Annotated in this window: 23 protein-coding genes and 2 pseudogenes; 15 read left to right on the forward strand and 10 right to left on the reverse strand. The window is 71.6% G+C overall.

Going from position 1 to position 22,957, the window contains the following annotated elements:
- Positions 1–6: 6 nt before the first annotated feature.
- Positions 7–402 (reverse strand): hypothetical protein, encoded by a 396-nt coding sequence (locus ACYUD3_RS12605; protein WP_470968132.1) that lies wholly within the window; start codon positions 400–402, stop codon positions 7–9.
- A 44-nt stretch (positions 403–446) separates the two neighbouring features.
- Between ACYUD3_RS12605 and ACYUD3_RS12610 the strand changes: the two are divergent.
- From ACYUD3_RS12610 to ACYUD3_RS12620, 3 genes and pseudogenes are all read left to right on the forward strand, one after another.
- A pseudogene (locus ACYUD3_RS12610) lies at positions 447–689 on the forward strand (aldehyde dehydrogenase family protein); the annotation flags it as partial.
- A gap of 52 nt (positions 690–741) precedes the next feature.
- Positions 742–1,040: pseudogene (locus tag ACYUD3_RS12615) on the forward strand (aldehyde dehydrogenase family protein).
- An 86-nt stretch (positions 1,041–1,126) separates the two neighbouring features.
- A complete protein-coding gene (locus tag ACYUD3_RS12620; protein WP_470968134.1) occupies positions 1,127–2,482 on the forward strand; it encodes an MFS transporter in 1,356 nt (451 codons plus the stop codon).
- A 32-nt stretch (positions 2,483–2,514) separates the two neighbouring features.
- Here the strand turns inward: ACYUD3_RS12620 and ACYUD3_RS12625 are convergent, their stop codons facing one another.
- From ACYUD3_RS12625 to ACYUD3_RS12635, 3 genes are all read right to left on the reverse strand, one after another.
- On the reverse strand, positions 2,515–2,640 hold the full coding sequence (locus ACYUD3_RS12625; protein WP_470968136.1) for a hypothetical protein: 126 nt from the start codon (positions 2,638–2,640) through the stop codon (positions 2,515–2,517).
- Between the two features lie 74 nt (positions 2,641–2,714).
- Entirely contained in the window at positions 2,715–3,692 is a 978-nt protein-coding gene (locus ACYUD3_RS12630; protein ID WP_470968139.1) for a hypothetical protein, read from the reverse strand.
- Positions 3,693–3,829: 137 nt separating this feature from the next.
- Complete coding sequence (locus tag ACYUD3_RS12635; RefSeq protein ID WP_470968141.1) at positions 3,830–5,212, reverse strand: glycoside hydrolase family 43 protein; 1,383 nt, start codon at positions 5,210–5,212, stop codon at positions 3,830–3,832.
- Between the two features lie 175 nt (positions 5,213–5,387).
- On the opposite strand from ACYUD3_RS12635, the gene ACYUD3_RS12640 reads away from it, so the two are divergent.
- Positions 5,388–5,627, forward strand: coding sequence for a hypothetical protein (locus ACYUD3_RS12640; RefSeq protein ID WP_470968144.1), 240 nt, complete (start codon positions 5,388–5,390; stop codon positions 5,625–5,627).
- A gap of 137 nt (positions 5,628–5,764) precedes the next feature.
- A complete protein-coding gene (locus tag ACYUD3_RS12645; protein ID WP_470968509.1) occupies positions 5,765–7,273 on the forward strand; it encodes an SPFH domain-containing protein in 1,509 nt (502 codons plus the stop codon).
- Positions 7,274–7,288: 15 nt separating this feature from the next.
- On the opposite strand, the gene ACYUD3_RS12650 is transcribed toward ACYUD3_RS12645, so the two are convergent.
- Both ACYUD3_RS12650 and ACYUD3_RS12655 read right to left on the reverse strand, forming a co-directional pair.
- Positions 7,289–7,789, reverse strand: a complete 501-nt coding sequence (locus ACYUD3_RS12650) for an RNA-guided endonuclease InsQ/TnpB family protein (RefSeq protein WP_470968512.1) — start codon at positions 7,787–7,789, stop codon at positions 7,289–7,291.
- A complete protein-coding gene (locus tag ACYUD3_RS12655) occupies positions 7,714–8,577 on the reverse strand; it encodes an RNA-guided endonuclease InsQ/TnpB family protein (RefSeq protein WP_470968146.1) in 864 nt (287 codons plus the stop codon). The genes ACYUD3_RS12650 and ACYUD3_RS12655 overlap by 76 nt, the downstream gene beginning before the upstream one ends.
- A 216-nt stretch (positions 8,578–8,793) precedes the next feature.
- Here ACYUD3_RS12655 and ACYUD3_RS12660 point away from each other — a divergent pair, with 216 nt between their 5' ends.
- On the forward strand, positions 8,794–9,243 hold the full coding sequence (locus tag ACYUD3_RS12660) for a type II toxin-antitoxin system PemK/MazF family toxin (RefSeq protein ID WP_470968148.1): 450 nt from the start codon (positions 8,794–8,796) through the stop codon (positions 9,241–9,243).
- A gap of 317 nt (positions 9,244–9,560) precedes the next feature.
- Here ACYUD3_RS12660 and ACYUD3_RS12665 read toward each other — a convergent pair whose 3' ends face one another.
- Positions 9,561–10,442 (reverse strand): TIGR02452 family protein, encoded by an 882-nt coding sequence (locus tag ACYUD3_RS12665; RefSeq protein ID WP_470968149.1) that lies wholly within the window; start codon positions 10,440–10,442, stop codon positions 9,561–9,563.
- A 291-nt stretch (positions 10,443–10,733) separates the two neighbouring features.
- Between ACYUD3_RS12665 and egtA the strand changes: the two genes are divergently transcribed.
- From egtA to ACYUD3_RS12700, 7 genes are all read left to right on the forward strand, one after another.
- The gene (egtA, locus tag ACYUD3_RS12670; protein WP_470968152.1) at positions 10,734–12,110 is read left to right on the forward strand and encodes an ergothioneine biosynthesis glutamate--cysteine ligase EgtA; all 1,377 of its coding nucleotides are present in this window, start codon (positions 10,734–10,736) and stop codon (positions 12,108–12,110) included.
- Positions 12,107–13,417, forward strand: coding sequence for an ergothioneine biosynthesis protein EgtB (egtB, locus tag ACYUD3_RS12675; protein WP_470968154.1), 1,311 nt, complete (start codon positions 12,107–12,109; stop codon positions 13,415–13,417). Before egtA ends, egtB begins: the two co-directional genes overlap by 4 nt.
- Entirely contained in the window at positions 13,417–14,190 is a 774-nt protein-coding gene (egtC, locus tag ACYUD3_RS12680) for an ergothioneine biosynthesis protein EgtC (protein WP_470968156.1), read from the forward strand. Before egtB ends, egtC begins: the two co-directional genes overlap by 1 nt.
- Positions 14,187–15,155, forward strand: coding sequence for an L-histidine N(alpha)-methyltransferase (gene egtD / locus ACYUD3_RS12685; RefSeq protein ID WP_470968159.1), 969 nt, complete (start codon positions 14,187–14,189; stop codon positions 15,153–15,155). Before egtC ends, egtD begins: the two co-directional genes overlap by 4 nt.
- A 14-nt stretch (positions 15,156–15,169) precedes the next feature.
- The gene (locus ACYUD3_RS12690) at positions 15,170–15,385 is read left to right on the forward strand and encodes a dodecin (protein WP_470968162.1); all 216 of its coding nucleotides are present in this window, start codon (positions 15,170–15,172) and stop codon (positions 15,383–15,385) included.
- Between the two features lie 103 nt (positions 15,386–15,488).
- A complete protein-coding gene (rpmF, locus tag ACYUD3_RS12695) occupies positions 15,489–15,659 on the forward strand; it encodes a 50S ribosomal protein L32 (RefSeq protein ID WP_470968165.1) in 171 nt (56 codons plus the stop codon).
- A gap of 8 nt (positions 15,660–15,667) precedes the next feature.
- Complete coding sequence (locus tag ACYUD3_RS12700; protein ID WP_470968167.1) at positions 15,668–16,810, forward strand: GTP-binding protein; 1,143 nt, start codon at positions 15,668–15,670, stop codon at positions 16,808–16,810.
- Here the strand turns inward: ACYUD3_RS12700 and ACYUD3_RS12705 are convergent, their stop codons facing one another.
- Genes ACYUD3_RS12705 through ACYUD3_RS12715 form a run of 3 tightly spaced genes read right to left on the reverse strand, consistent with a single transcriptional unit; the run spans position 16,811 to position 20,030 of the window.
- Complete coding sequence (locus ACYUD3_RS12705) at positions 16,811–17,101, reverse strand: SCO4225 family membrane protein (protein WP_470968169.1); 291 nt, start codon at positions 17,099–17,101, stop codon at positions 16,811–16,813. It lies immediately after the preceding gene.
- A gap of 17 nt (positions 17,102–17,118) precedes the next feature.
- Positions 17,119–17,796 carry a response regulator gene (locus tag ACYUD3_RS12710; protein ID WP_470968172.1) on the reverse strand — a complete coding sequence of 226 codons (678 nt, stop codon included), beginning with the start codon at positions 17,794–17,796 and terminating at the stop codon, positions 17,119–17,121.
- A complete protein-coding gene (locus ACYUD3_RS12715) occupies positions 17,793–20,030 on the reverse strand; it encodes a sensor histidine kinase (RefSeq protein WP_470968174.1) in 2,238 nt (745 codons plus the stop codon). Before ACYUD3_RS12715 ends, ACYUD3_RS12710 begins: the two co-directional genes overlap by 4 nt.
- Positions 20,031–20,191: 161 nt before the next feature.
- On the opposite strand from ACYUD3_RS12715, the gene ACYUD3_RS12720 reads away from it, so the two are divergent.
- Together ACYUD3_RS12720 and ACYUD3_RS12725 are read left to right on the forward strand one after the other, a co-directional pair.
- Positions 20,192–20,836 (forward strand): hypothetical protein, encoded by a 645-nt coding sequence (locus tag ACYUD3_RS12720; RefSeq protein ID WP_470968177.1) that lies wholly within the window; start codon positions 20,192–20,194, stop codon positions 20,834–20,836.
- 34 nt (positions 20,837–20,870) lie between these two features.
- Positions 20,871–22,577 carry a lanthionine synthetase LanC family protein gene (locus ACYUD3_RS12725; protein ID WP_470968180.1) on the forward strand — a complete coding sequence of 569 codons (1,707 nt, stop codon included), beginning with the start codon at positions 20,871–20,873 and terminating at the stop codon, positions 22,575–22,577.
- Positions 22,578–22,957 lie beyond the last annotated feature (380 nt).

The following is a 22,957-nucleotide window of genomic DNA, read 5'->3' on the forward strand; positions in this document are numbered from 1 at the left end:
ACGCCCTCAGCCGGGCGGTGAGTTGTTCGAAGGTGCGGGTCGTCTGGGGGAGGTCCGCCGTGCGGGCCAGGGCGTCCTGGAACCAGAGGTCGACCTCGCGGATGCGGACGTGATCGCGGGCGCGGGCGGCGGCCGGACCTCCGCCAAGGCCGCGCCCGCCGGGGCGAGGACGTCCGGGCCGAGGACGTCCGGGCCGAGGACGTCCGGCCCGAGCATCGCCACCCGCCGGATCAGCAGCGCCCCCAGACTCGCCCGCAGCGCGTACAGATCCAGCACGTCCTTCGCCGTGACGGCGGGCACGGCGGTGGCGCCGCCGGGGAGGACGTCCAGCATCCCCTCCTCCGCCAGCGCCCGCAGCCCCACCCGAACGACCCTCCGCGACAAGCCCAGTTGAGCCGCCAACGGCGCTTCCCTGATCCGGTCGCCGGGACGGTGCCGCCGCCTCGGCGTTGCGGGTGGCCGGGTTCTGGAACTCCGGCCAGGAGTGCGGGGCCGCCGGCCGGGTCCTCGTGCACGCCTCCGTCGCCGAGGAGTTCACGTCCCTGCTCGTCGAGGAGGTCGCCGCGCTGGCCGTCGGGGAGCCCGGCGCCGGGGCGGACGTCGAGGTCGGGTCCATGGTCTCCAAGGCCCATCTCGACCGTGTCCTGGGGTACTTGACGCGCGCGGCGCGGGACGGCATCCGCGCGGCGCCCGGCGGCGGGGGCGCTGGACGGCCCCGGTTTCTCCGTCGCCCCGACCGTCCTGACCGGTGTCCCGGAGCGCGCCGAGACAGCCCGGGAGGAGATCGTCGGCCCGGTCGTCACCATCGAGACCTTCACCGGCGAGGAGGAGGCGGTGCGGCGCGCCAACTCCGTCCCGGGCGGCTGGACTTCGGCACGGTGTGGGTCAACTCCCATCTGGTGCCGGCGAACGAGGTGCCCTGGGGCGGGTTCAAGGGGTCGGGGTACGGGCGGGATCTGTCGGTCCACACGCTGGACGACTATGCGCGGACGAAGCATGTGCTGCACCGGCACAGCCGAGAGGGGGCGAGGCCGGTTTGAGGGCCACGCCGGAGAGCGCGCCCCCTCCCTGCGATTCAGGGCAACCCCCAGTGATCCCAAGCGAGTTACCGGCGAAGATACGGATCATGGAACCGAAGCCCCACCTTCACCCCCACCCTCGCCCTCGCCCTCGCCCTCGCCTGAGTACGGCCTTCACCCTCTTCTGGACCGCGCGCACGATATCCCTGCTCGGCGACGGCCTGGTCAACGTCGCCCTGGTCTTCGCGGTCCTCTCGCTCGGCGGATCCGCCGTGGACATCGGCACCGTACTGGGCGTCTCGATGGTCGTACGCGTCGCGCTCACCCTGCTCGGCGGAGTGCTCGCGGACCGGCTGCCGCGCCGCCGGATGCTGCTGGGCAGCGATCTCGCCCAGGCGGCCGTGCAGTTCGGGATGGCGTTCCTGCTGCTGAGCGGGGCGGCGCGGCTGTGGATGCTGCTGGCCGCGTCGGTGGCGTACGGCGCGGCGTCGGCGGTGTACCGGCCGGCACTGACGGGGATCGTGCCGGAGGTGGTCGGGGCGGGCCGGACGGGCAGGCCAGAGCCCCGATCCGAAGCCCAGCCCGAAGCCCAGCCTCAGCCCCAGCCCCAGCCCCAGCCCCAGCCCCAGCCCGACCCTCAGCCCCAACTCCAGCGCGCCAACGCCCTCTTGGGCATCTCGCAAAGCGTGTCCCGCGTAGTAGGCCCACTGCTCGCCGGCGTGCTGGTCGCCGTGACCGGCCCGGGCTGGGTGTACGTGATCGACGGGGCGACGTTCCTGGTGAGCGCCGTACTCCTGGCCGCGCTGCGCCTGCCCCAGCCCCATCTCCAAAGCAAGCAGCGGAAGTTGCGCGCCGATCTCACGGCCGGCTGGCGAGAGGTGGTCGCCCGGCGCTGGTACGTCACCGGGCTGCTGGCGCACGGCGCGTACAACCTGGCGTCGGCGCCGTTCTACGTGCTGGGCCCGCTGCTGGTGGGCGGGGCGTCGATGTGGGGCGTGGTGTCGGCGGCGGGGGCGGTCGGCGCGGTCGCGGGCGCGGTCCTCGCGACCCGGTGGCATTCCGAACGCCCGTTGTCGGCAAGCCACTTGCTGCTGGCGTCCGGCGCGGCACCGCTGCTGGCGCTGGCGGCGAGGGCGGCGCCCTGGGCGGTGGGGTGCGCGGCGGCGCTGGGGATGCTGGGGGCGTCGTACGTCAACGCGGTGTGGGCGACGACCGTGCAGCGGATGGTGCCCGACGAGCTGATGTCCAGGGTGAGTTCGTACGACTGGCTGGTCTCGTTGCTGAGTCTGCCCGCCGGGTACGCGCTGGCCGGGCGGCTCGCGGAGGGGGCCGGTTCGGGGGCCGTGCTGACCGGGGCCGCCGTGCTGCTGGTGCTGGTCGTCGTACCGGCCGCGCTCGTGCCGTCCGTGCGGGCCGTGGGACAGCCGGCGCCGGTCAAGGAGCGGCTGTCCCACGGGAGTTGACGTGCGTCACCTCAGCGGAGGCGACGCGGGTGTCACTGGGTGTAGATGTACAGCGAGGTGGTGGAGGTCGTGGCCGACTCCAGCGCCTGCGCGAACTCGGCGGTCTCGGCGTCGATGTCGATCTCCTCGACGGGCGGGGCCAGCAGGGTGGTGGTCATGTCGCTGTTCCTTTCGTGGGGGATGGTGCTTCATGACCCGGGGACAGGGTGTCCCCGGGGGTCTGTGGGGGGGGTCACTCGTAGCCGTACTGGCGCAGCAGGCCGCCGTACCGCTGCTCGAACAGCGCGTGGTGCTCGGGGGTGAACCGTTCGCGCCAGCCGCCGCTGCGGCCGGTGCGGAAGGTGTAGGAGTCTCGGTTGAACACCCTTTGGGCCAGGGCCTTTTGGTCGGCGGGGCCAAGGGTGTCGGTCAGGCCTAGGAAGCCGGCGAGCTTCTCGATCTCCGCGTGCTGCGTCGCCGTGGAGCCGCCGCCCTCGGGGCCGACCAGCGCTTCGAAGGACACCTTGCACACCTTGGGGTGGCGCAGCAGCCACAGGGCGCGTTCGAAGGAGGCGGCGCCGGGGCAGTCGGGGTCGGTGAGCGCGATGCGGACGCGTTCGGCGGGGTCCTGGACGGACTTGAGGATGTCGCCGTACACGACGTGTTCCGGGAAGCCGCCGAGGCGGGCGGTGTCCTTCTCGGCGAGGAAGTTCACCATGGAGAGCAACACGTCTCGCGGATCACGGTAGTTGAGGATGATGCGCGGGGTGCCGGTCTGCGCCCAGTCGAGCAGGAACCGCTCGTCGGCGCGGGCCAGGTCGAGGTCGTGGGTGAACCAGCAGACGCCGCCCGGGGTGTCGGCGAAGCGGTAACCCGACTGGCGGGACAGTTCCCTGGCCGTCAGCCGGTCCGTCTCCGCGTCGCCGTCCGGCTGCGCCGTGCCCGGCATGCCGAGCCGCTTCGACCAGGCCCGGTTGAGGACCGTGACCGCCCGGTCGACGGCGCGCGCGGTCGCCTCCCGGTCCGTGGACCGCCTCAACTCGGCGATCTCCTGCGGGGTGTGGACCGCGCGCAGCACCCTCAGCGCCGTCTCGCGGCCGAGCGGGCGCGGCGGGGTCCCGGCCGACGCCACGGCCCCGTTCAGGACGTAGCCGAACCCGGACATCACCTCCTTGAGGAGATGCGTTCCCGATTTGCGGAGCGAGACGACCAGGACGTGTTCGGCTTTCACATCTGGGCCAACGTGCGGGTCCGGTCCAGGAGTTCCGCAGATCTTCGATTCCCCGACACCGACTTTGCGCGATCACGCAACCGCCGCCGGAACCCTTCCACGAAGGGCGCCGACGGCGTCGTACGCATCCCTGGCCGCTAGGCCCAGGCGGTCACCGGTACGAACGAGCTGTCCTGCCGGAACAGGTCCGTGCCGTCCGAAAGGGCCACGCTCAGTTGGTAGTTGTAGTGGCGCAGGTAGTAGCCGGGGTAGTTGTACGACTCGAAGCGGACGGCGCCGGTGGTGGTGCCGGTGCGGGCGATGAAGGTCGCGTCGCGGGCGAAGGTCGTGGTGCCGTCGTTCGCGTCGAAACGGCCCCGGAAGTCGTAGTGGCGAAGGTAGTTGCCCGCCGCGTTCCGGAAGGAGTAGCCGTTGGAGTCGGCGAGGCCCGCCACGACCGTGAAGGTCGCCGCCTGTTTGTCGGCGGTGGCGCTGGAGCTGGTCAGGACAGGCAAGTTGAGCAGTGCGGACTGCTCTTCCCAGTACCGGGTGGGGTAGTTGGCGGACTGGAGGGACCGGGTGGCGTTCTTGGTGAGCGAAGGGCCGCCGGAGACCGTCTCCTTGATGACCGTGAAGTGCCGCGCGGTACCGGAGATCGAGGCGAGGACCTTCGGGGCGGACCAGGTCGCGAAGGTGTCGTAGCTGTCGCTGTAGTAGTAGTTGCCGTCGCCGTAGCCGTCGAAGAAGATCCGCCAGGCGCCGTTGTCGAGCTGGATCACCGAGGGGCCCTCGCGGTAACTGCCCCAGCCGGCCCAGTCGCCGGTCCTGGAGAGGGTGTAGGGGCCGGTGAGCGCGGAGGCGGTGGCGTACTCGATGTACTTGGTCGTCTCGTTCTTCGTGAACGCGTGGTAGGTCGAGCCGGTCTTCACGATGTACGTGTCGATGTGGTTGGTGCCGATCCCCGACAGCGCGACCGGTGAACTCCAGGCGGTGAGCGCGGAGTTGGCGGCCTTCAGCACATACGGGGTGAAGATCCACTCGTCGCTGGTGACCGAGCAGGAGACGATGACGTTGACGCTGCCGTCACTGTCCACGAACCACTCCGGCGCCCAGGCGCGCGAGAGGTTGGCGATCGGGACCGTGTAGTCGTACAGGAACGTCCAGTTGACCCGGTCGCCGCTGCGCGCGAAGCCGATGGTCGTCGAGACGTCCTGCCAGGTGTGGGTGGTGTACGTCAGGTAGTAGTAGCCGTCGGTGTGCTTGAACACGCTCGCGTCGCGGATGCGGTTGGAGGGCGGGGTGTAGGCGGAGGACTGCACCAGCCGGAAGTCGGTGGCGTCGTCCGACTGGTAGACGTTGACGGTGCCGTCGTTGCTGTTGAGGAACGGCACGATCGTGTAGCGGCTCGCCGAACCGCTCGCGGGCGCGGCGGCGAGGGCGGTGCCGAGCAGCCCGGGCAGCTCACCGAGGACCAGCGCGGCGGCGGGTACGACGGCCAGGGCGCGCAGCAGGCTGCGGCGGGTGGGGGGATGTGGGGTCATGTGCGGCTCTCCCTAAGGCTTCAGGGTTCGACGCGCCGAACAGGGTTCGGGACGTCGGTCAGCAGAAGGTAGGGGTGTGACCGAAACACGTCAATGGTTTCGCCGTGGCATGGAACTTCCTGTACGGCGGCTGTGGACGGCCCCGGAAGCCGCCCCGGCCCGTACGCTTGCGGCCATGGACGACGCGTCGTTGATCGGGCTGATGGGGCGGGTGACGGGGACGATCGGGCCGGGGCTCGTCGGCGAGGTGATCGTCCGGGTGCGCGGCGGCGCCGAGCACTTCCTGGCGTACCCGGTGGACCCGGGCGCGCGGATCGAGCCGGGGGCGCTGGTGACGGTGGTGGAGCATCTGCCGCCCCGGACGGTCTACGTGAGCGCCGCGTACGGTGACCTGGGCCCCGCGTACGGCAGTTGAGCGACTTTCGTCGCAGGTGAGAGCCGTATTCGTCAAGCTTGTGACAAAGATCGGCCGGGCTCTTCTCCCGGGCTCGCGGCGGGCGCACACTCCCCTCGTTCGGTGCCGACAGGGCACCAGGCAAAGGGGGCGTGCCGATGTTCGTCGGCGTCGTGGCGGGTGCGGCGGTTGTCGTCGTTCTCGCGCTGATCGGTGTGTTCAAGATGATGTGGCGGGTGGCCGAGCCCAACGAGGCGTTGATCATCTCGGGTTCGAACCATCGGACCGAGGGCCTCGAGGCGGGTATGGGCTTCCGGATCGTCACGGGGCGCGGCACGCTGGTGCTGCCCGGGGTGCAGGCGGTGCGCAAGCTGTCGCTGGACCTCAACGAGACCGATCTCCAGGTGGAGTGCGTCACGTTCCAGGGAATTCCCTTGAAGATCAGGGGAGTTGTCATCTTCAAGGTGGGTGACGACTTCGTGTCGATCGCCAACGCGGCCCGCCGGTTCCTGGATCAGCAGCGGCTGATGTCGGAGCGGGTGCACAACGTGTTCGCCGGTCATCTGCGGTCCATCGTGGGCGGGTTGACGGTCGAGGACATGATCCGGGACCGGGAGAAGCTGACCGGGCAGACCCGGGCGGCGTGCGGGACGGAGATGGAGAAACTCGGGCTGATCGTCGATTCGTTGCAGATCCACGAGATAGAGGACCCCACCGGCTACATCCAGAACCTCGCGATGCCGCACGCGGCGGCCGTCCAGCGCGACGCGCGCATCGCGCAGGCCGAGGCGAACCGGCTGGCCACCGAGGCGGAGCAGCAGGCCGCCGCGCGGATGTCGGAGGCCACCCGCGACAGCGAGATCCTCCAGGCCGGTTACCAGGCCGAGCGCGATCACGCGGCGGCGAAGGCCCGGCAGGCGGGGCCACTTGCCGAGGCCGGCGCCCGCCAGGAGGTCGTCGTGCAGGAGACCCGCGTCGCCGAACTGGAGGCGCACCGCCGCGAACAGCAGCTCCAGGCCGACGTCCGCAAGCCGGCCGACGCCCAGGCGTACGAGAAGCGCACCCTCGCCGAGGCCGAGCGCGACGCGCGGATCTCGGCCGCCCAAGCCAAGGCGAAGGAGACCGAGTTGGCCGCCATCGCCGAGGCGAACCGGGTCAAGCAGGCGGCCGTGGCGGAGGCCGAGGCGACGAAGGCGCGGGGTGCGGCGAGCGCTTCGGCGACCCTCGCGACCGGTGAGGCGGAAGCGGCGGCGGCGCAGGCGAAGGGGCTCGCGGCGGCGGAGGCGGCGCGGGCGCAGGGGCTCGCCGAGGCCGAGGCGATCAAAGCGCGGGCGGCGGCTCTGGCCGACAACCAGGAAGCGGTCGTCGCCCAGCAACTCGCCGAGAACTGGCCGGAGATCGTCCGCGCGGGCGCGTCCGCCTTCGGCAACGTCGACAACATGGTCCTTCTCAACGGGGCTGACGGGATGGGCGAGTTGTTCGCTAAGGCGTTGACGATGGGGGGTACGGGGCTGGGGCTGGCGCGGCAGTTGCTGTCGTCGATGAACCAGAACGGGCAGGAGGCTGGGGGGAGTTCGGGGCTGAACGGGGACGCGGCGCCGGCGACTCAGACGGCTCCGGTGGCTCCGGTGGCTGCTGGGCAGAAGGTGCCGGTGGACAAGGATTGACTTCCGCTCCCCGGCCTAAAGGCCGGGAATTCCTACCACGGTCGGCTGACCGTCTCGGTGGGTTCCTGCTTCACCGCGCTGGGCCGGTACGAGTACCGGTCTTACCTGCGCTCGACAGGCTGAGACCGCCAGTCCGGCGGCCTTGGCGATGTTGACCGCCGCGTTGATGTCCCGGTCGAGAACGGCCCCACAAGCCATGCATTCCCACACACGGATGTGCAGGGGCTTGGGGCCATCCTTGACTCCGCACCGCGAACAGACCTGGGAGGTCGGCTCGAACCGCCCGATGCGATGGAAACCGCGGCCGGACTTCGCGGTCTTGTACTCCAGCATCGCTACGAAGGCAGCCCATCCGGCGTCGTCCACAGACTTGGCCAGGCGCGTACGGGCGAGCCCTTTCACCGCCAGGTCCTCCACCGCGACCGCTTGGTTTTCACGGATCAGCCAGGTGGAGAGCTGGTGATGGAAATCGCGCCGTGCGTCGGCGACCCGCGCGTGAGCGCGGGCGGCCTTGATGCGGGCCTTGTCTCTGTTGTTCGAGCCCTTCGTTTGTTCGAGCCCTTCGTTTTACGGCTGAGAGCCTGCTGCGCGCGCTTGAGTTTCTTCTCGGCCCGGCGCAGGAAGCGAGGAGCGTCGATCTTCGTGCCGTCGGACAGGACGGCGAAATGCCCCAACCCCAGGTCGACGCCGACGACTTGATCTGTCTCGGCCGACGCGACGGGGCCGGTCTCCACGACGAAGCTCGCGAAGTACCTTCCGGCCGCGTCCTTGATCACGGTCACCGTAGAGGGAACCGAAGGGAGGTTGCGGGACCACTTCACCCGTACGTCTCCGATCTTCGGCAAAGACAGGTCCCCTCCAGCGGTGATCTTCCAATGGGCATTCGCGGTGAACCGTACGGCCTGCCGGTTGTCTTTGCGGCTCTTGAAGCGGGGCGCTCCCATACGCGGGCGCTTGCCTTTAAGGCTGCCGAAAAAGTTCCGGTACGCGGCATCCAGGTCCCGCAGGGACTGCTGGAGCACGACAGCGGATACCTCGCCGAGCCACGCGCGCTCTTCGGTGAGCTTAGCCTGGGTGATCAGCAGCTTGGACAGATCCCCGGTCTTCAAGAATGCCTCACCTGCGGCGCGGGCGGTCTCACGAGCACGGAGCGCATCGTTGTAGACCACCCGCGCACATCCGAACGCCCTAGCCAGCGCTGAGCGCTGAGGACCGTTCGGATACAGGCGGAAGCCGTACCGAAGGTACATGCCCATCACCCTACTGAAGCTGGTGAACTCCCCGCAGAAGGTTGCCTTGTCCAAGCTGGTTGCAGCTCCAGTCACAACGCGGCCCGTGCACACAGACGGAGGGGCAGAGCGCTCCTCAGGATCGCCTCACCACCGGGCTGAAGCCAGATGCACTGCGATAAGAACCGGTAGCCGTACGACACATACGGACGGGGCAGACGCATGGGCACAGGTCTTTTGGACCCAACCCCGTCCGACGTACCCGAAGGGCAGGTCCTCTAAGGTGCCCCCGTGAGTACGTTCACCGAAGAAGACGACGTCCCCGGCCGTTTCGGCCCCACCGCCACCACCGAGGCCGATCCGCGCGAGGTGGGCCGGGTCCGCACCGAGTACGCGCCCGCGCACGACGGCGACCCCGATCCCGGGGAGATCGTGTGGACGTGGGTCCCCTTCGAGGAGAACGACGGCCGCGGCAAGGACCGCCCCGTCCTGGTGGTCGCCCGCGAGCACGCCGGCACGGTCCTCGCCGTCCAGCTCTCCAGCAAGCGCCACGACGCCGACCGGGAGTGGGTCCCCATCGGCAACGGCCCCTGGGACCGCTCGGGCCGCGACTCCTGGGTGGACGTCGACAGGGTCCTGCGCCTCCACGACGAGGGCATGCGCAGAGAGGCCTGCGCACTGGACCGGGGCCGCTTCAACCTCGTACGCCAGCGGCTGCATGAGCGGTATGGCTGGACGTGAGGGGGGCTGCTTGAGAGCCGTCGCCCTGGGGTGCCCCTTTGGGGGACGGCTCCTTAGGGTGCCCCTTCGGGAGGCAGCACCCTAGGGACCAGCTCTCCTGGGGGACAGCCCCGGGGTGCCCCCTTGGCGGACGGCCCCTTAAGGACCAGCTCTTCTGAGGGCCGACTCCCTAGAGACCAGCTCTCCTGAGGGACGTCTCCCTAGAGTGCCCCTTCAGGAGGCGACTCCCTAGAGACCAGCCCTCCCGAGGGACGGCCCCCAGGGTGCCCCCTTGGCGAACGGCCCCTTAAGGACCAGCTCTTCTGAAGGACGACTCCCTAGGCCCCCGCTCCCCCGACCCCCCACCCCGCAAACACCCCCTCGAACGCCCCCCTTACCACCGCCCCCACCGTCCGATCCAGCACCCCGAACACCACCCGCTCGAACACCCCCGAGAACCGCCCCCCGAGCACCCCACGAAAGGCCCCAGCCACCTCCCCCGGATCGTTCTGGAACACCCCGCACCCCCAGGCCCCGAGCACGACCCGCCGGTACCCGCCCCCGGCGGCCACCTCCAGGACCCGTTCGGCCCGCGCGGCCAGCGCCCCCGGCAGCTCACCCACCCGCTCGGGCATCGTCCGCCGCACCACCCCGGCGTTCGGCGCGGCGGCGGTGAGGAAGCCGACGCGGAACGGCTCCTCCAGCAACCCCCCGCTGTCGTCCCGGAACACCGGCACGTCCGGTGAGTGAATCACCCGGTCGGTGTAGAACGGGTCCCGATGCGCGCGGTGATGCGCGTAGAACTCGGGAGCCTCCCGCAGACACGCGTAGAGCGCGGAAGCCCGGCAAAGAGCCTCCTCCTGGGCCTGCGCGCCGTTGAGATATCCGCCGCCGGGATTGCGCGCGGAGGCGAAGTTCAGAACCGCCACACGCTCGTCGGCCAGGCGCCGGGCGGCTTCGAGGCTGCTCTCACCGGTGACCTCGACGACGGTCGTACCCGTGAGCACCGACGACGGAAGAGTCACCGGCGGCGGAAAAGCGGCTGACTGCGGAAACGTGGCCGGCTGCGGAAACCCCACCGGCCCAGGCCCGAACATCCGCGTACCCGCACACGCCCCCTCAACCGCCACCGGCACCCACCGCCCGCCGGACGCGAGATAACCCCCCGCCCCCACGATCCGCTCGGTCTCCTTAGCGATCCCCCGCAGCCGCGCACTCACGGCATCACCCCCGTGGACGCCGCGAGCACGCACCGCGAAGCTCCCCCTGTCGTGCTCATACAACCAATCCTGACCACCCCCACAACCACCCCGCAACACAATTTCCACCCCCGAGAACGATCGGAAAACACCCCGGAAACGCCAAGGAAGCAAGGCGACCGGGCACCGATCGCCCCGCATTGCACCCTTGTGCGATCCGGAAAGAAGGTCTTGGGTGGAACGAGTGTTTTCCGGGCCCGGCGGTCGCGATCGCCGGACCGATGGCATGGTGGAACCTCAGGAGGGTCCCGAATGTCCGATTCGCCGAGTGGCTGTACGGAAAGTACCCACGCTCCCCCAGAAACCACCCGCACCCCAGAGCCGGCCCGCGCGCGGGAAACCCCGCACGACCCGCAGAACGCCCACACCGAACCCCGCACAGCCGTCACCGAGGCCGAGGTAGAAGCCCTGGTCAAAGGCATCTGCTTCAAGACCGGCCCCCCGAGATCCGTCGGCGTGGAAGTGGAATGGCTGGTCCACGAACTGCACGCCCCCCACCTCCCCCTCTCCAGAGAACGCCTCGAAACCGCGTACGCCGCCGCCGGAGCCGTCCCCCTGCGCTCCGCGCTCACCGCGGAACCCGGCGGCCAGCTGGAACTCAGCTCCCCGCCCGCCGCGTCGCTGATGGAGTGCGTGGACACGGTCTCGTCGGACCTCACGGCCGTCCGCGCGGCGCTCGCCGCGCAGGGCCTGGCCCTCGCCGGCATCGGCACCGACCCCTGGCAGACCCCCCGCCGCTTCCTGCGCGAACCGCGCTACGACGCGATGGAGGCCTGCCTCGACCGCACGGGGCCGGCGGGCCGGGCCATGATGTGCACCTCCGCGTCCGTGCAGGTCTGCCTGGACGCCGGGTACGAGGAACCGGGCCCGCTGGGCCTGACCCGCCGCTGGTGGCTGGCGCACAGCCTGGGCGCGGTCCTGGTCGCCGCGTTCGCCAACTCCCCGCTGCTGGGCGCCCGTCCGACCGGCTGGCGCTCGACCCGCCAGCTGCTGTGGATGGAGATCGGCGCGGGCCGCGCGGGCGGCCCCGACCTGACCCGCGCCCCCCGGGACGCCTGGTCCCGGCACGTCCTGGACGCCCCGGTGATGTGCGTACGGCGCGACAGCGGGCCGTGGGAGGTCCCCGAGGACCTGACGTTCCGCGCCTGGACCCGCGAGGGCACCGCGACCCGCGCGGACCTCGACTACCACATCAGCACACTGTTCCCGCCGGTGCGCCCGCGCGGCCACCTGGAGCTGCGCATGATCGACGCGCAGCCCGGCGACGACGGCTGGATCGTGCCGCTGGCGGTGACGACGGCCCTGTTCGACGACCCGGAGGCGGCCGAACGTGCCTACCGCGCGGTCAAGCCGCTCACGGAGCGCACGGGGGAGCTGCCGGCCCCGCACAACCCGCTGTGGACGGCCGCGGCCCGGTTCGGCCTGGCGGACCGCGACCTGCACGAAGCCGCGCTCACGTGTTTCACGGCCGCCGTGGAGGCCCTGCCCCGGCTCGGCGCGAGCCCGGCCGTGACCGACGCCGTGCACACCTATCTGGAGCGCTACGTCCTGCCGGGCCGCTGCCCCGCCGACGACCTCCTCGACCAGCTGACCCGCGCGGACGTGCACCGCAAGGAGACCCTTTCATGACGGCCCAAGACCCCGAGGCCCTGCGCGAGCGAGCCCTGACGACCCTCACCGCGGCCCGCGCCCGCACCACCCTCCTGACCTCCTGCGTCGAGGACCCCGACCTCACCGCCCAGCACTCCCCCCTGATGTCCCCGCTGGTCTGGGACCTCGCCCACATCGGCAACCAGGAGGAACTCTGGCTGCTGCGCAACGTCGGCGGCCGGGACCCCATGCACCCCGAGATCGACACCCTGTACGACGCCTTCGAGCACCCGCGCTCCGAGCGGCCGAGCCTGCCGCTGCTGCCGCCCGCCGAGGCCCGCCGGTACGCCGCCGACGTCCGCGGCCGGGTCCTCGACCTGCTGGAGAAGGCCGACCTGCACGGCACCCGGCTCACCGAGGCCGGTTTCGCGTTCGGGATGATCGCGCAGCACGAACAGCAGCACGACGAGACGATGCTGATCACCCATCAGCTCCGCAAGGGCCCCCAGGCGCTCACCGCTCCGGACCCCGATCCGGTGCCGCTGTTCACCGGCCCGGCCGAAGTCCTGGTCCCCGGCGGGGAGTTCACGATGGGCACCGACTCCGAGCCCTGGGCGCTGGACAACGAACGCCCCGCGCACCGCCGCGAGGTGCCCGCCTTCCACATCGACACCGCCCCGGTCACCAACGGCGCCTACCTCCGCTTCATCGAGGACGGCGGCTACGACGACCCCCGCTGGTGGCACCCGGCGGGCTGGGCGCACATCCGTCAACACGCCATCAGGGCACCGCTGTTCTGGCAGGGCGACGGCGGCCAGTGGCTGCGCCGCCGCTTCGGCGTGACCGAGGCGGTCCCGGCGGACGAGCCCGTCGTCCACGTCTGCTGGTACGAGGCCGACGCCTACGCCCGCTGGGCCGGGCGCCGGCTGCCCACCGAGGCGGAGTGGGAGAAGGCGGCCCGCCACGACCCGGCGACGGGCACCTCCCGCCGCTACCCGTGGGGCGACGCCGACCCGGCCCCCGGCCACGCCAACCTGGGCCAGCGCCACCTGCGCCCGGCCCCCGCCGGAAGCTACCCGGAGGGCGAATCACCGCTCGGCGTACGGCAGTTGATCGGCGATGTGTGGGAGTGGACGGCGAGCGACTTCCTGCCCTACCCGGGCTTCGAGGCGTTCCCGTACCAGGAGTACTCGGAAGTGTTCTTCGGCCCCGACCACAAGGTCCTGCGCGGCGGTTCGTTCGCCGTGGACCCGGTCGCCTGCCGGGGCACGTTCCGCAACTGGGACTATCCGATCCGCCGCCAGATCTTCTCCGGCTTCCGCACGGCCCGCGACGGAGACATCTGATGTGCCGTCATATCGCTTACGTGGGCGATGAGTTGCCGCTCAAGCAGCTCATCACCGACCCCCCGAACGGCCTGCACCGCCAGTCCTGGGCCCCCCGCCGCCAGCGGTACGGCACGGTCAACGCCGATGGTTTCGGGGTGGGTTGGTACGCCCCCGGCGACCCGCTCCCCGCCCGCTACCGCCGCTCGGGCCCGATCTGGGCCGACCCCTCGTTCCCGGACCTGGCCCGGGTGATCCGTACGACCGCCTTCCTGGCCGCCGTGCGCGACGCGACCCGGCCGGGCGCCGACGGGGAAGCGGCGGCGGCGCCGTTCGCCGACGGGCCCTGGCTGTTCAGCCACAACGGGTCGGTCATGGGCTGGCCGCACTCCATGGGCACCCTCGCGGAGACGGTCCCGGGCACCCGCCTGCTGTCCCTGGAGGCGCGCACCGACTCGGCGTTCGTGTGGGCCCTGGTCCTGGCGCGTCTGGAAGCGGGCCAGGAGATGGGCCAGGCACTGGCGGGAACGGTCCTGGAGATCACCGAGGCCGCCCCCGACTCCCGCCTCAACCTCCTTGTCACGGACGGAAGTTCGATCCTGGCGACCGCCTGGGGCGACACCCTCTGGTACCGCTCGGACCCCGGCCGCTCGACGACCGCGGCGTCCGAGCCGTACGACGACGGCGCCGGCTGGCGTGAGGTCCCCGACCGCACCCTGCTCACCGCGACCCGCACGGAGGTCCTCCTCACCCCCCTGAAGGACCTCGCAGCACCGAAGGAGCACCGCCCGTGAGCCCGTTCGCACTCACCCGCACCCTGCCCGAGGGCGCCACCGACGCGGCCCTGCGCGCCGACGTACGGGGCGGCCTTACAGCGAGCCCGAAATGGCTGCCGCCCAAGTGGTTCTACGACGCCCGGGGCAGCGAACTCTTCGACCGGATCACGGAGTTGCCCGAGTACTACCCGACCCGCGCCGAACGCGAGATCCTCCTGACCCGCGCGGGCGAGATCGCGGCGGCGGCCGGCGCCCGCACCCTCGTCGAACTGGGCTCGGGCTCCTCCGACAAGACCCGCCATCTCCTCGACGCCATGGGCGACTTGGAGACGTACGTCCCCGTCGACGTCAGCGAGAGCGCCCTCACCCACGCCGGTGAGGCGCTGATCGCCGAGCGCCCGGGGCTCGCCGTCCACGCCCTGATCGCCGACTTCACCGCCCCCCTCACCCTCCCCGCCACCCCGGGCCCCCGTCTGGTCGCCTTCCTCGGCGGCACGATCGGCAACCTGATCCCGGCGGAGCGGGCGGAGTTCCTGTCGTCGATCCACTCCCTGCTCGCCCCCGGCGACACGTTCCTCCTGGGCACCGACCTGGTCAAGGACGAGGAGACCCTGGTCCGCGCCTACGACGACGCCTCCGGTGTGACGGCCGCGTTCAACAAGAACGTCCTGGCCGTAGTCGACCGCGAGCTGGGCGCCGACTTCCACCCCGACGCCTTCGACCACGTCGCCCTCTGGGACGCCCGCAACGAGTGGATCGAGATGCGGCTGCGCGCCAGGACCGCCCAGACGGTGAAGATCCCGGCGCTGGATCTCGCGGTGGACTTCGCGGCGGGCGAGGAGCTGCGCACGGAGGTGTCGGCGAAGTTCAGGAAGGCGGGGGTGGGCGCCGAACTGTCTTCGGCCGGGCTGGAGTTGACCCATTGGTGGACGGACGCCGAGGGCCGCTTCGCGCTGTCCCTGTCGCGCCGTCCGCCGGTGTGAGGCACCGTGGAACCATGTCGAACCACACATACCGGGTCACAGAGATCGTCGGCACCTCCCCCGAGAGCGTCGACAAGGCCGTACGCAACGGAATCAGCCGGGCTTCGCGGACCCTGCGGAACCTGGACTGGTTCGAGGTGACGCAGGTGCGCGGGCAGATCGAGAACGGGGAGGTCGCGCACTGGCAGGTGGGGCTGAAGGTGGGGTTCAGGCTGGAGGAGGAGGCGTAGCGGGCGCGGGGTGCGGCGGTCGGGCAGCACCTCCCGATTGCTAACGGGAACCATTTTCATATAGCGTCCTCGGTGCCCGACCCCGCCGCACCGAGGAGCCCCCATGGCCGTCCCCAAACGCAAGATGTCCCGCAGCAACACCCGCCACCGCCGCGCCCAGTGGAAGGCGACCGTCCCCGCGCTGGTCCCGGTCACGGTCGACGGCGTCCAGCACCTCGTCCCGCAGAACCTGGTCAGGGCGTACGAACGCGGCCTGCTGCACCCGGAAGGCTGACCCACGCCATGGCGCCGTACGACCGCCTCCCCGTGACCGTGCTCTCCGGCTTCCTCGGCGCGGGCAAGACCACGCTGCTCAACCATGTCCTGACCAACCGCGAGGGCCTGCGCGTCGCGGTGATCGTCAATGACATGAGCGAGGTCAACATCGACGCGGCCCTGGTCAGGGGCGGCGAGGCAGCGCTGTCGCGGACCGAGGAGCGGCTGGTCGAGATGACCAACGGCTGCATCTGCTGCACGCTGAGGGACGATCTGCTGGAGGAGGTGGACCGGCTGGCCAGGGAGGGCCGTTTCGATCACCTTCTGATCGAATCGTCCGGAATTTCAGAACCATTGCCAGTCGCGGCCACGTTCGCCTTCGCCCGCGACGACGGCGCGACCCTCGGGGACGTGGCCCGGCTCGACACGATGGTCACGGTCGTCGACGCGGCGAACTTCCTCACCGAGCTGGCGAGCGGCGACGAACTCGCCGAGCGCGGCCTCGCCCCGTTCGAGGATGACGAGCGGACGGTGAGCGATCTCCTGGTGGACCAGGTCGAGTTCGCGGACGTGCTGGTCCTGAACAAGCTCGACCTGGTCTCCCCCGCCGACGCGGACCGGCTGCGCGCGGCGCTGGTACGGCTGAACCCGGTGGCCCGCGTCGTCGACGCCACGCACAGCCGCGTCGAGCTGCGCGAGGTCCTGGACACCGGCCGCTTCGACCTGGAGCGCGCCCAGCAAGCGCCGGGCTGGGTACGGGAGTTGAACGGCGACCACGTCCCGGAGACCGAGGAGTACGGCATCTCCTCGACCGTGTTCCGCTCCGAACTCCCCTTCCACCCCGGCCGGTTGTGGGACTTCGTCACCGAGAGCCTGGACAGCGGGAGGTACGGCCGCGTCCTGCGCTCGAAGGGCTTCTTCACGCTGGCCAGCCGAGCGCACGTCACGGGTCTGTGGTCGCAGGCGGGCTCCGTAGCCCGCTTCGAACCGTCGGCCGCACGCGACCATGAGGCGCCGTACGCGCAGGAACTGGTGTTCATCGGGACCCAGTTGGACGCGGACGCCCTGCAACTCGCGCTGTCCGTCTGCCTGCTGGCGCCCGGCGAGACGGTCGACGAGGATCCCTTCCCGGAGTGGGAGACGCACGACGTGTGCGAGCTGGACGCCTAGCTACTGGCTCTGCTTTCGGAGTGTCCGCGCGCACCAGCCGATCACGGTCGCGTTGACCAGCGCGCCGAGGATCATCGCGGCGACCATGAAGGCGAGTCCGTCCGGCAGGACGAGCATGATCAGGCTGAGCGGCATGGTGGCGAAGGCGGGGACGACGCCGGCCATGGACTCGCCGCTGTCGTCGAGGGCGCTGATGACGAAGGTGCCGATCAGCAGGATCGCGCAGACGGCCAGGTAGATCAGGGCGAAGACGTCGGTCAGGGCGGCGCGGATCTTGACGTTGCTGTTCATCGCAGGACTCCTTGGGTTCAGCGGCTCTCGGGCGGATTGGGGCGGGCCAGGCCCAGGTCGTAGGCGAGGATCGTCGCCTGCACCCGGTCGCGCAGGCCGAGTTTGCGCAGCAGGGCGTTCACATGGGACTTGACGGTGCCGACGGTGATCCCCAACTCATCAGAGATCTCCGCGTTGTTGAGCCCGGCGGCGATCAACGTCAGGACGTAGCGCTCGCGTTCGGTGAGACCGCCCAGCGGGCCACTGTCACCGGGCGGGGCGCCGACGGGCGGTCCGGCGGCGTAGTGCGCGATGAGCCGCCGGGTCGCCGAGGGCGCGAGGACACTCTCGCCGGTCGCAACGACCTTGATCCCGCTGAGGAGTTCGGCGACCTGGACGTCCTTGAGCAGAAACCCGGAGGCCCCGGCGCGCAGGGCGTCGAAGACGTACGCGTCGAGGTCGAAGGTGGTCAGCACGAGCACCTTCGGCGGATGTTCACGTCCGGTGATGATCCGGGTGGCGGCGATGCCGTCGAGCCCCGGCATCCGGACGTCCATGACGACGACGTCCGGCGCCAACTCCTGGGCGAGCCGCACCGCTTGGGCCCCGTCACCGGCCTCGCCGACGACCGTCAGACCGGGTTCGGCGTCGATCACGGCGGCGAATCCGGCGCGGACGACGATCTGGTCGTCGACGACCAGCACGCTCAGGGTCATCGGGGGTTCTCCTCGTCACTGCGGGCGGGCTCCAGCGGCAGGCGCAGCCGGAAGCCGTCGGGCGGTTCGGTGGTCAGGGTGCCGTCGAGCACCGCCGCGCGGGCCGCGAGCCGGTCCTGGAGGCCGGGGCGCAGGGGGATCCCGGTGGCGGTGAGCGTCAACTCCCCGCCGTCCAGGTCGAAGAGCAGCACGGCCGGTGCCGTGCCGCCCGCCGCGAGGGCCGTCTCGGCGGCGCGGTAGGCGGCCAAGTCGACGGCGGCGGGCAGCAGTTCGGGAACGCGTTCGGCGCGCCGCACCTCCACCTCGCGCCCGGTGGCACGCCACTGCCGGGCGAGCAGGTCGAGGGCCTGAAGGGTGGGCTGCGGATGCAGTTCGGCGGGCTGTCCGTCGGCACGCACGGCGTCGAGCAGCGCCCGCATCGCGCCCAGCGCGGCCCGCGCCCGCTCGGCCGTCGCGTCGAGCCGCCCGGCCTCCGCCTCCCGCACGACCTCGGCGGTCCGCGCCAGCACGGTCGTCTCCAACCCGCCCGCGATCCGCACCCGTTCACCCCAGGCATCCCGCACCGCGGCCTCCGCCCAAGCGGCCACCCGCCCCTCATGAAGCTGCCGCGCGTACCGCGTACGACGCCCCTGCCGGCCCCCGCCCCAACAGGCGAGACCGACAGCACAGACCACGACCACTCCGAAGTCACCGCCGGAGAGGCCGACATGCACCACCGCCGCGACAACACCCCACCAGACGAGCCGACTTGAGACCCCCACCCGAGCCGCGTACCCCGCGAGGGCCACGCACGTGGCGACCATGCCGAGCCCGTATGGCAGCACGGCCGGCCCCCCGTACGCCCCCGCGTCCGCCGCGACCGGCCACAGCGCGGCGAGCGCGAGCAAGGCGGCCAGGGTGAGGTGAGGCGCGCGGCGCAGCCACAGCAGGGCGGCGGCCTGGGCGGTCGCGAGCAGCGCGAAGAGGGCACCGGCGGAGACGGTCGTACCGGCGCGCTGCTCCTGCCAGATCACCAGCACCGGGAACGGCTGCACCAACACCCCGACGGCCACGACGACTTGGGCCACCAGCCGGGACCGGGACACCACGTCCATCGCACTCCCGGAGATCCGCCCCGGCAGTTCGGCCCGCACCTCCCACCCCCCGCCCTCGGTCGGACCGCTGACAAGCGTGCCACCCGCTTCCCGAGCCCGCGCACGCAGCAGCAGTTGCCCCCGCCCCCCACCCAACCCCGCCCCGCGCGCCGGGACTTCGGGGGCCGCGTTGCGTACGACGACCTCGGTACGGGTGTCGCCGTACCGGCAACGGACCGTCGTGGCGGCGCCGGAGGCGTGGCGGGCGACGTTGGTGAGGGCCTCACGGACGATGCCGTAAACGGCGTCGGCGACCGTGCCATCGGGCAGGGCGTCCACCTGCGCGTCGAGCGGCAGCCCCACGTCCCGGAAGCCGTCGATCAGGGACAACAGCCTTTGCTGCGGGGCTGGTTGGTCGTCAGGCCCCAGGGCGGGAGCGCGGACGGCGCCGAGGGCCCGGGTGACCTCGCGGCCGGTGCGGGCGGCGAACTCCAGTGCCTCGCCGACGAGTTCGGGCCGGCGTTCGCGCAGGCCGAGGGCAGCGTCGACGGTGATGACGACGGCCGTGAGGTGATGCGCGCTGACGTCGTGCAACTCCCGTTCCATACGCCGCCGTTCGGCCGCCGGGAGCCGGTGCCGTTCACTCTCCGCGCGGCGCAGACGCTGCTCCTCGGCCTGCCGGGCGCGCAGGCGGGCACGGTGACGCAGGCCGGTGGCGACTGCGCCCGTGTAGAGGAGAGCGGTGAGGACGACGTCGAGGCCGTCTCGGATGCCGAGGCCGTGCAGGGTGATGCCGTGGCCGAGCTGCCACAGCGCAAGGGTGGTGATGCTCAACAGCCCGGTGAACGTGCCCCGTTGGTCCGCCACCGTCCACAGCGCGAGGGCGACACCCGCCGTTCCGTACACGGCGACCGCGCCGGCCGGCAGGGGGCCGGCGCCGATCGCGCAGGCGTAGGCGACGAGCGCGAGGACGAGGACCGGGTGCCGGCGGCGCAGAGTGAGCGCGGTCGGGACGGCTCCGCCGAGGAGGACCGCGAGCAGCAGGGCGGCGGTTGTGCCGGGGGCGGCGAGGGGCAGGATTGCGGCCTGGGCGGCGAGGAGGAGGAGCGGGAGGGTTCGGTCGTCGGAGGGGCTGTGGGGGGCGCGGGGGAACGGTTTCATGACGTCGTCAAGCTATAGCCCGGGCACGGCGGGTCGCCTCGGGCGGTGGGAGGAGGGGGGCTCTATCTCCGGTTAGAGGTGCTGGTCATCCGGGAGGGCGAGGTCAGGGGGCTTGGGGCGGCTCTAGGGTCGTTTCGACCGAGTAGGGATGGCGGGGGTAGGTGCCGCGTGTTGAGGGGGAGGGCGATGTGTTTGAGGGGGTTGAGGTTGTTGGGGGTGGGGGCGGGGACGCTGTCGCCGGGGGCGCTGGGATCGGGGGCGCTGGGGGTGGGGGTGCCTGGATCGCAGGGGCTGTCGGGGACAAGACCGCTGGGGCCGCCGGGATTGCTGGGGCCGCCGGAATCAAGACCGCTGAAGCCGCCAGGATCGCCGAGGCCGTCAAGGTAGAAACCGCCGGAACTGCCGGGGCCGCCGGGGTCGAGACCGCCAGGGCCGCCGGGATCGCTGGAGCCGTCAGGGTAGAGACCGCCGGAGCCTCTGAGATCGCCGGAGCCATCAGGGGCGAGGTCTCCGGGGCCGCCGAGATTGCCGGAGCCGCCGGGATTGCTGGAATCAGGGGCGAGGTCTCCGAGATTGCCGGGGCCACCGGGGTCGGGGTCGCCGTCGCTGGGGTCATCGTCGTCGAGGCCGCTGGAGCCGGGACCGCCGGGGCTGCCGAGACCGCCGGGGCCGTCGGAGCCGAGGCCATCGAGATTACCCGCGTCGCCGAGGCCGCCGTCGCCAGGGTCGAGGTCGTCGCCGTCACCGTCACCGTCGTCAGGGTCGCCGAGATCACCCCAGCCGCCGCGTTCGCCCTCGCGAGCTGACCCCACCCGCCGACCCGAAGGAAGAGCAACCCCCGTGGACCGACAGGCAGCCCCGGACATCCACCACCCCCAACACGAGACCGACCTCCCGGAACAGCTGCGCCGGTTGCGTGACGCGACAGCCGACGCGCTCTTCGCCGCGGCCGACCCGCACGGCGAACACCTCTTCCCCGCCCTTCCCCGCGCCCGCGCCGCACACCCGCACGGCCTCGCGCACGGCACCGCAGGCGTCGTACACGCACTCCGCCTGGCCGGGCGTCCCGCGCGGATGCCGGTGCTGGCCCGGATGCGCACCGAGAGCCTGGCCCTCGCGGCGGACGCCCCGCCCGGGCTGCACACCGGGAACGCGGGCATCGCCTGGGTCCTGGCCGACCACGGCCTCCTGGAGGAGGCCCGCACACTCCTGTCGGCGGCGGAACACCACCCCGCGCTGGGGGACCACCCCACCCTCGCAGAGGGCACCGCCGGGATCGCCCTGACCCACCTGGCGCTGTACCGCCACGACCACGACGAGTCCCACCTGACGTCCGCCGCCCGACTACGCGCGACCATCACGGACGACACCCTGGCCGACGGCTTTCTGCACGGCCGCACAGGAGTAGCCCTCCTGGACCACTACCTGCACCACCTCCTGAACGACGCCCACGCGGCCCACCGGGGGCTTGCGCTGCTCCGCGCGGAGGCGGGGATGCCGGCGGGAGTGCGGGCGGGGCGGCTGGCGAACACAGCCGAAGACCGCGCGGCTTGCCAAGGGCTTGCGATGCACCGCGCGGAGGCGAACACGGAGGCGGGGACAGCGGCAAGCGCGCCGGCGGGCCAGCCGACGGACATGGCAGCAAACGACGATCGCGCGGGGCGCCACGGGTTTACGCCGCTCCGCGCGGGGACGGGGACAGCGGCCGACGCCAACCACACAGCCCGCCAAGGACTTACGCGGCTCCGCACGGGGACGCACACCGAGGCGGGCACAACGGCAGGCACACGAGCCGACTGGCCAGCGGACACAACGGCAAACGACAACTGCGCGGCCCGCCAAGGGCTTGCGTCGCCCCGCGCGGAGGCGCACACGACGGCAGGCACTCCAGCGGGCCAGGCAACAAACACTGCGGCAAGCTCGGCGGTGAGCCGGTCGGCAGACATGGCGGCGAGCGCGACAACCGGCCAGACAGCAGACGCGGCGGCGGACCCAACGGTAGGCCGAGCCGTCGGCACGACAGCCCGCATGCCGACAGGCCGGTCAGCGGACACAGCGGCAGACCCGACGGTGAGCCGGGGCGCCGGCACGGCAGCGCGCGTGCCCGTAGGCCGGTCAGCGGACCCTGCGGCGACCGGCAACACACCCGCCCACGGCACCCGCACACTGCAAAGCACCGCCTCCCTCTACCGCGGCAGCGCCGGCTTCGTGCTCGTCGCGAGCCGCTGGCTGCCGCTCGCCGATCGGGATCTGGCCGAGGTGACCGACGCGGCGGTGACGGCGAGTACGGCCGCGCCGGTCTCGGGGAACGGCCTGTACGCGGGCCGCGCAGGCGTCCTGTTCGCGCTGGCCGAGCACGCGGACCTGACCGCCGACCCACGCGCCCGGGAGGCGGCCCTACGGCTGGCCCCGGCCCTGCTGAGACACGCCCCACAGCGGTACGGCGCCGATCTGCGCGGCGGGGCGGCGGGGGTGCTGCTGGGGCTGACGCGGTTGCTGGACGGGCGGACGGACGCGTTCTTCACACTGGACTCGCTGATCGGCTGACACCCCGCCGGACATCCCGAGCACCCCGGCACCCCGGCACCCCGGCACCCCGGCACCCCGGCACCCCGGCACCCCGGCACCGGAGCATCTCGGCACCGGAGCATCTCGGAATCTTGAGCACCTCCAGCACCTCCAGCATCCCCAGCACCTCAACGCCTCGAGCGCTCAACATCTGGAGCACCCCGAGCGTCTCAACACCCCGAGCACTTCGACACCCGGCATCCGGTATCCGGCACCCGGATGCCCCTGCACCCCGAGACCGCGAGCACCCCGACGCCCCAGCACCCCTGCACCCCCGCACTCCGAGACCCCGAGCACCCTCACACACGGCCGCCCCGCTACCTCGCTACCTCGCTACCTCGCTACCCCGACGCCCCGAC

It is taken from the genome of Streptomyces sp. AMJ-169 (assembly GCF_055597585.1).

Coding starts and splice junctions, on each gene's coding strand:
- rpmF (WP_470968165.1), top strand. CDS start 15,489: ATGGCCGTCCCCAAACGCAAGATGTCCCGCAGCAACACCCGCCACCGC.
- ACYUD3_RS12640 (WP_470968144.1), top strand. CDS start 5,388: ATGGACGACGCGTCGTTGATCGGGCTGATGGGGCGGGTGACGGGGACG.
- egtA (WP_470968152.1), top strand. CDS start 10,734: ATGTCCGATTCGCCGAGTGGCTGTACGGAAAGTACCCACGCTCCCCCA.
- egtB (WP_470968154.1), top strand. CDS start 12,107: ATGACGGCCCAAGACCCCGAGGCCCTGCGCGAGCGAGCCCTGACGACC.
- egtC (WP_470968156.1), top strand. CDS start 13,417: ATGTGCCGTCATATCGCTTACGTGGGCGATGAGTTGCCGCTCAAGCAG.
- ACYUD3_RS12645 (WP_470968509.1), top strand. CDS start 5,765: ATGTTCGTCGGCGTCGTGGCGGGTGCGGCGGTTGTCGTCGTTCTCGCG.
- ACYUD3_RS12635 (WP_470968141.1), bottom strand. CDS start 5,212: ATGACCCCACATCCCCCCACCCGCCGCAGCCTGCTGCGCGCCCTGGCC.
- ACYUD3_RS12625 (WP_470968136.1), bottom strand. CDS start 2,640: ATGACCACCACCCTGCTGGCCCCGCCCGTCGAGGAGATCGACATCGAC.
- ACYUD3_RS12700 (WP_470968167.1), top strand. CDS start 15,668: ATGGCGCCGTACGACCGCCTCCCCGTGACCGTGCTCTCCGGCTTCCTC.
- ACYUD3_RS12715 (WP_470968174.1), bottom strand. CDS start 20,030: ATGAAACCGTTCCCCCGCGCCCCCCACAGCCCCTCCGACGACCGAACC.
- ACYUD3_RS12620 (WP_470968134.1), top strand. CDS start 1,127: ATGGAACCGAAGCCCCACCTTCACCCCCACCCTCGCCCTCGCCCTCGC.
- ACYUD3_RS12690 (WP_470968162.1), top strand. CDS start 15,170: ATGTCGAACCACACATACCGGGTCACAGAGATCGTCGGCACCTCCCCC.
- ACYUD3_RS12710 (WP_470968172.1), bottom strand. CDS start 17,796: ATGACCCTGAGCGTGCTGGTCGTCGACGACCAGATCGTCGTCCGCGCC.
- ACYUD3_RS12705 (WP_470968169.1), bottom strand. CDS start 17,101: ATGAACAGCAACGTCAAGATCCGCGCCGCCCTGACCGACGTCTTCGCC.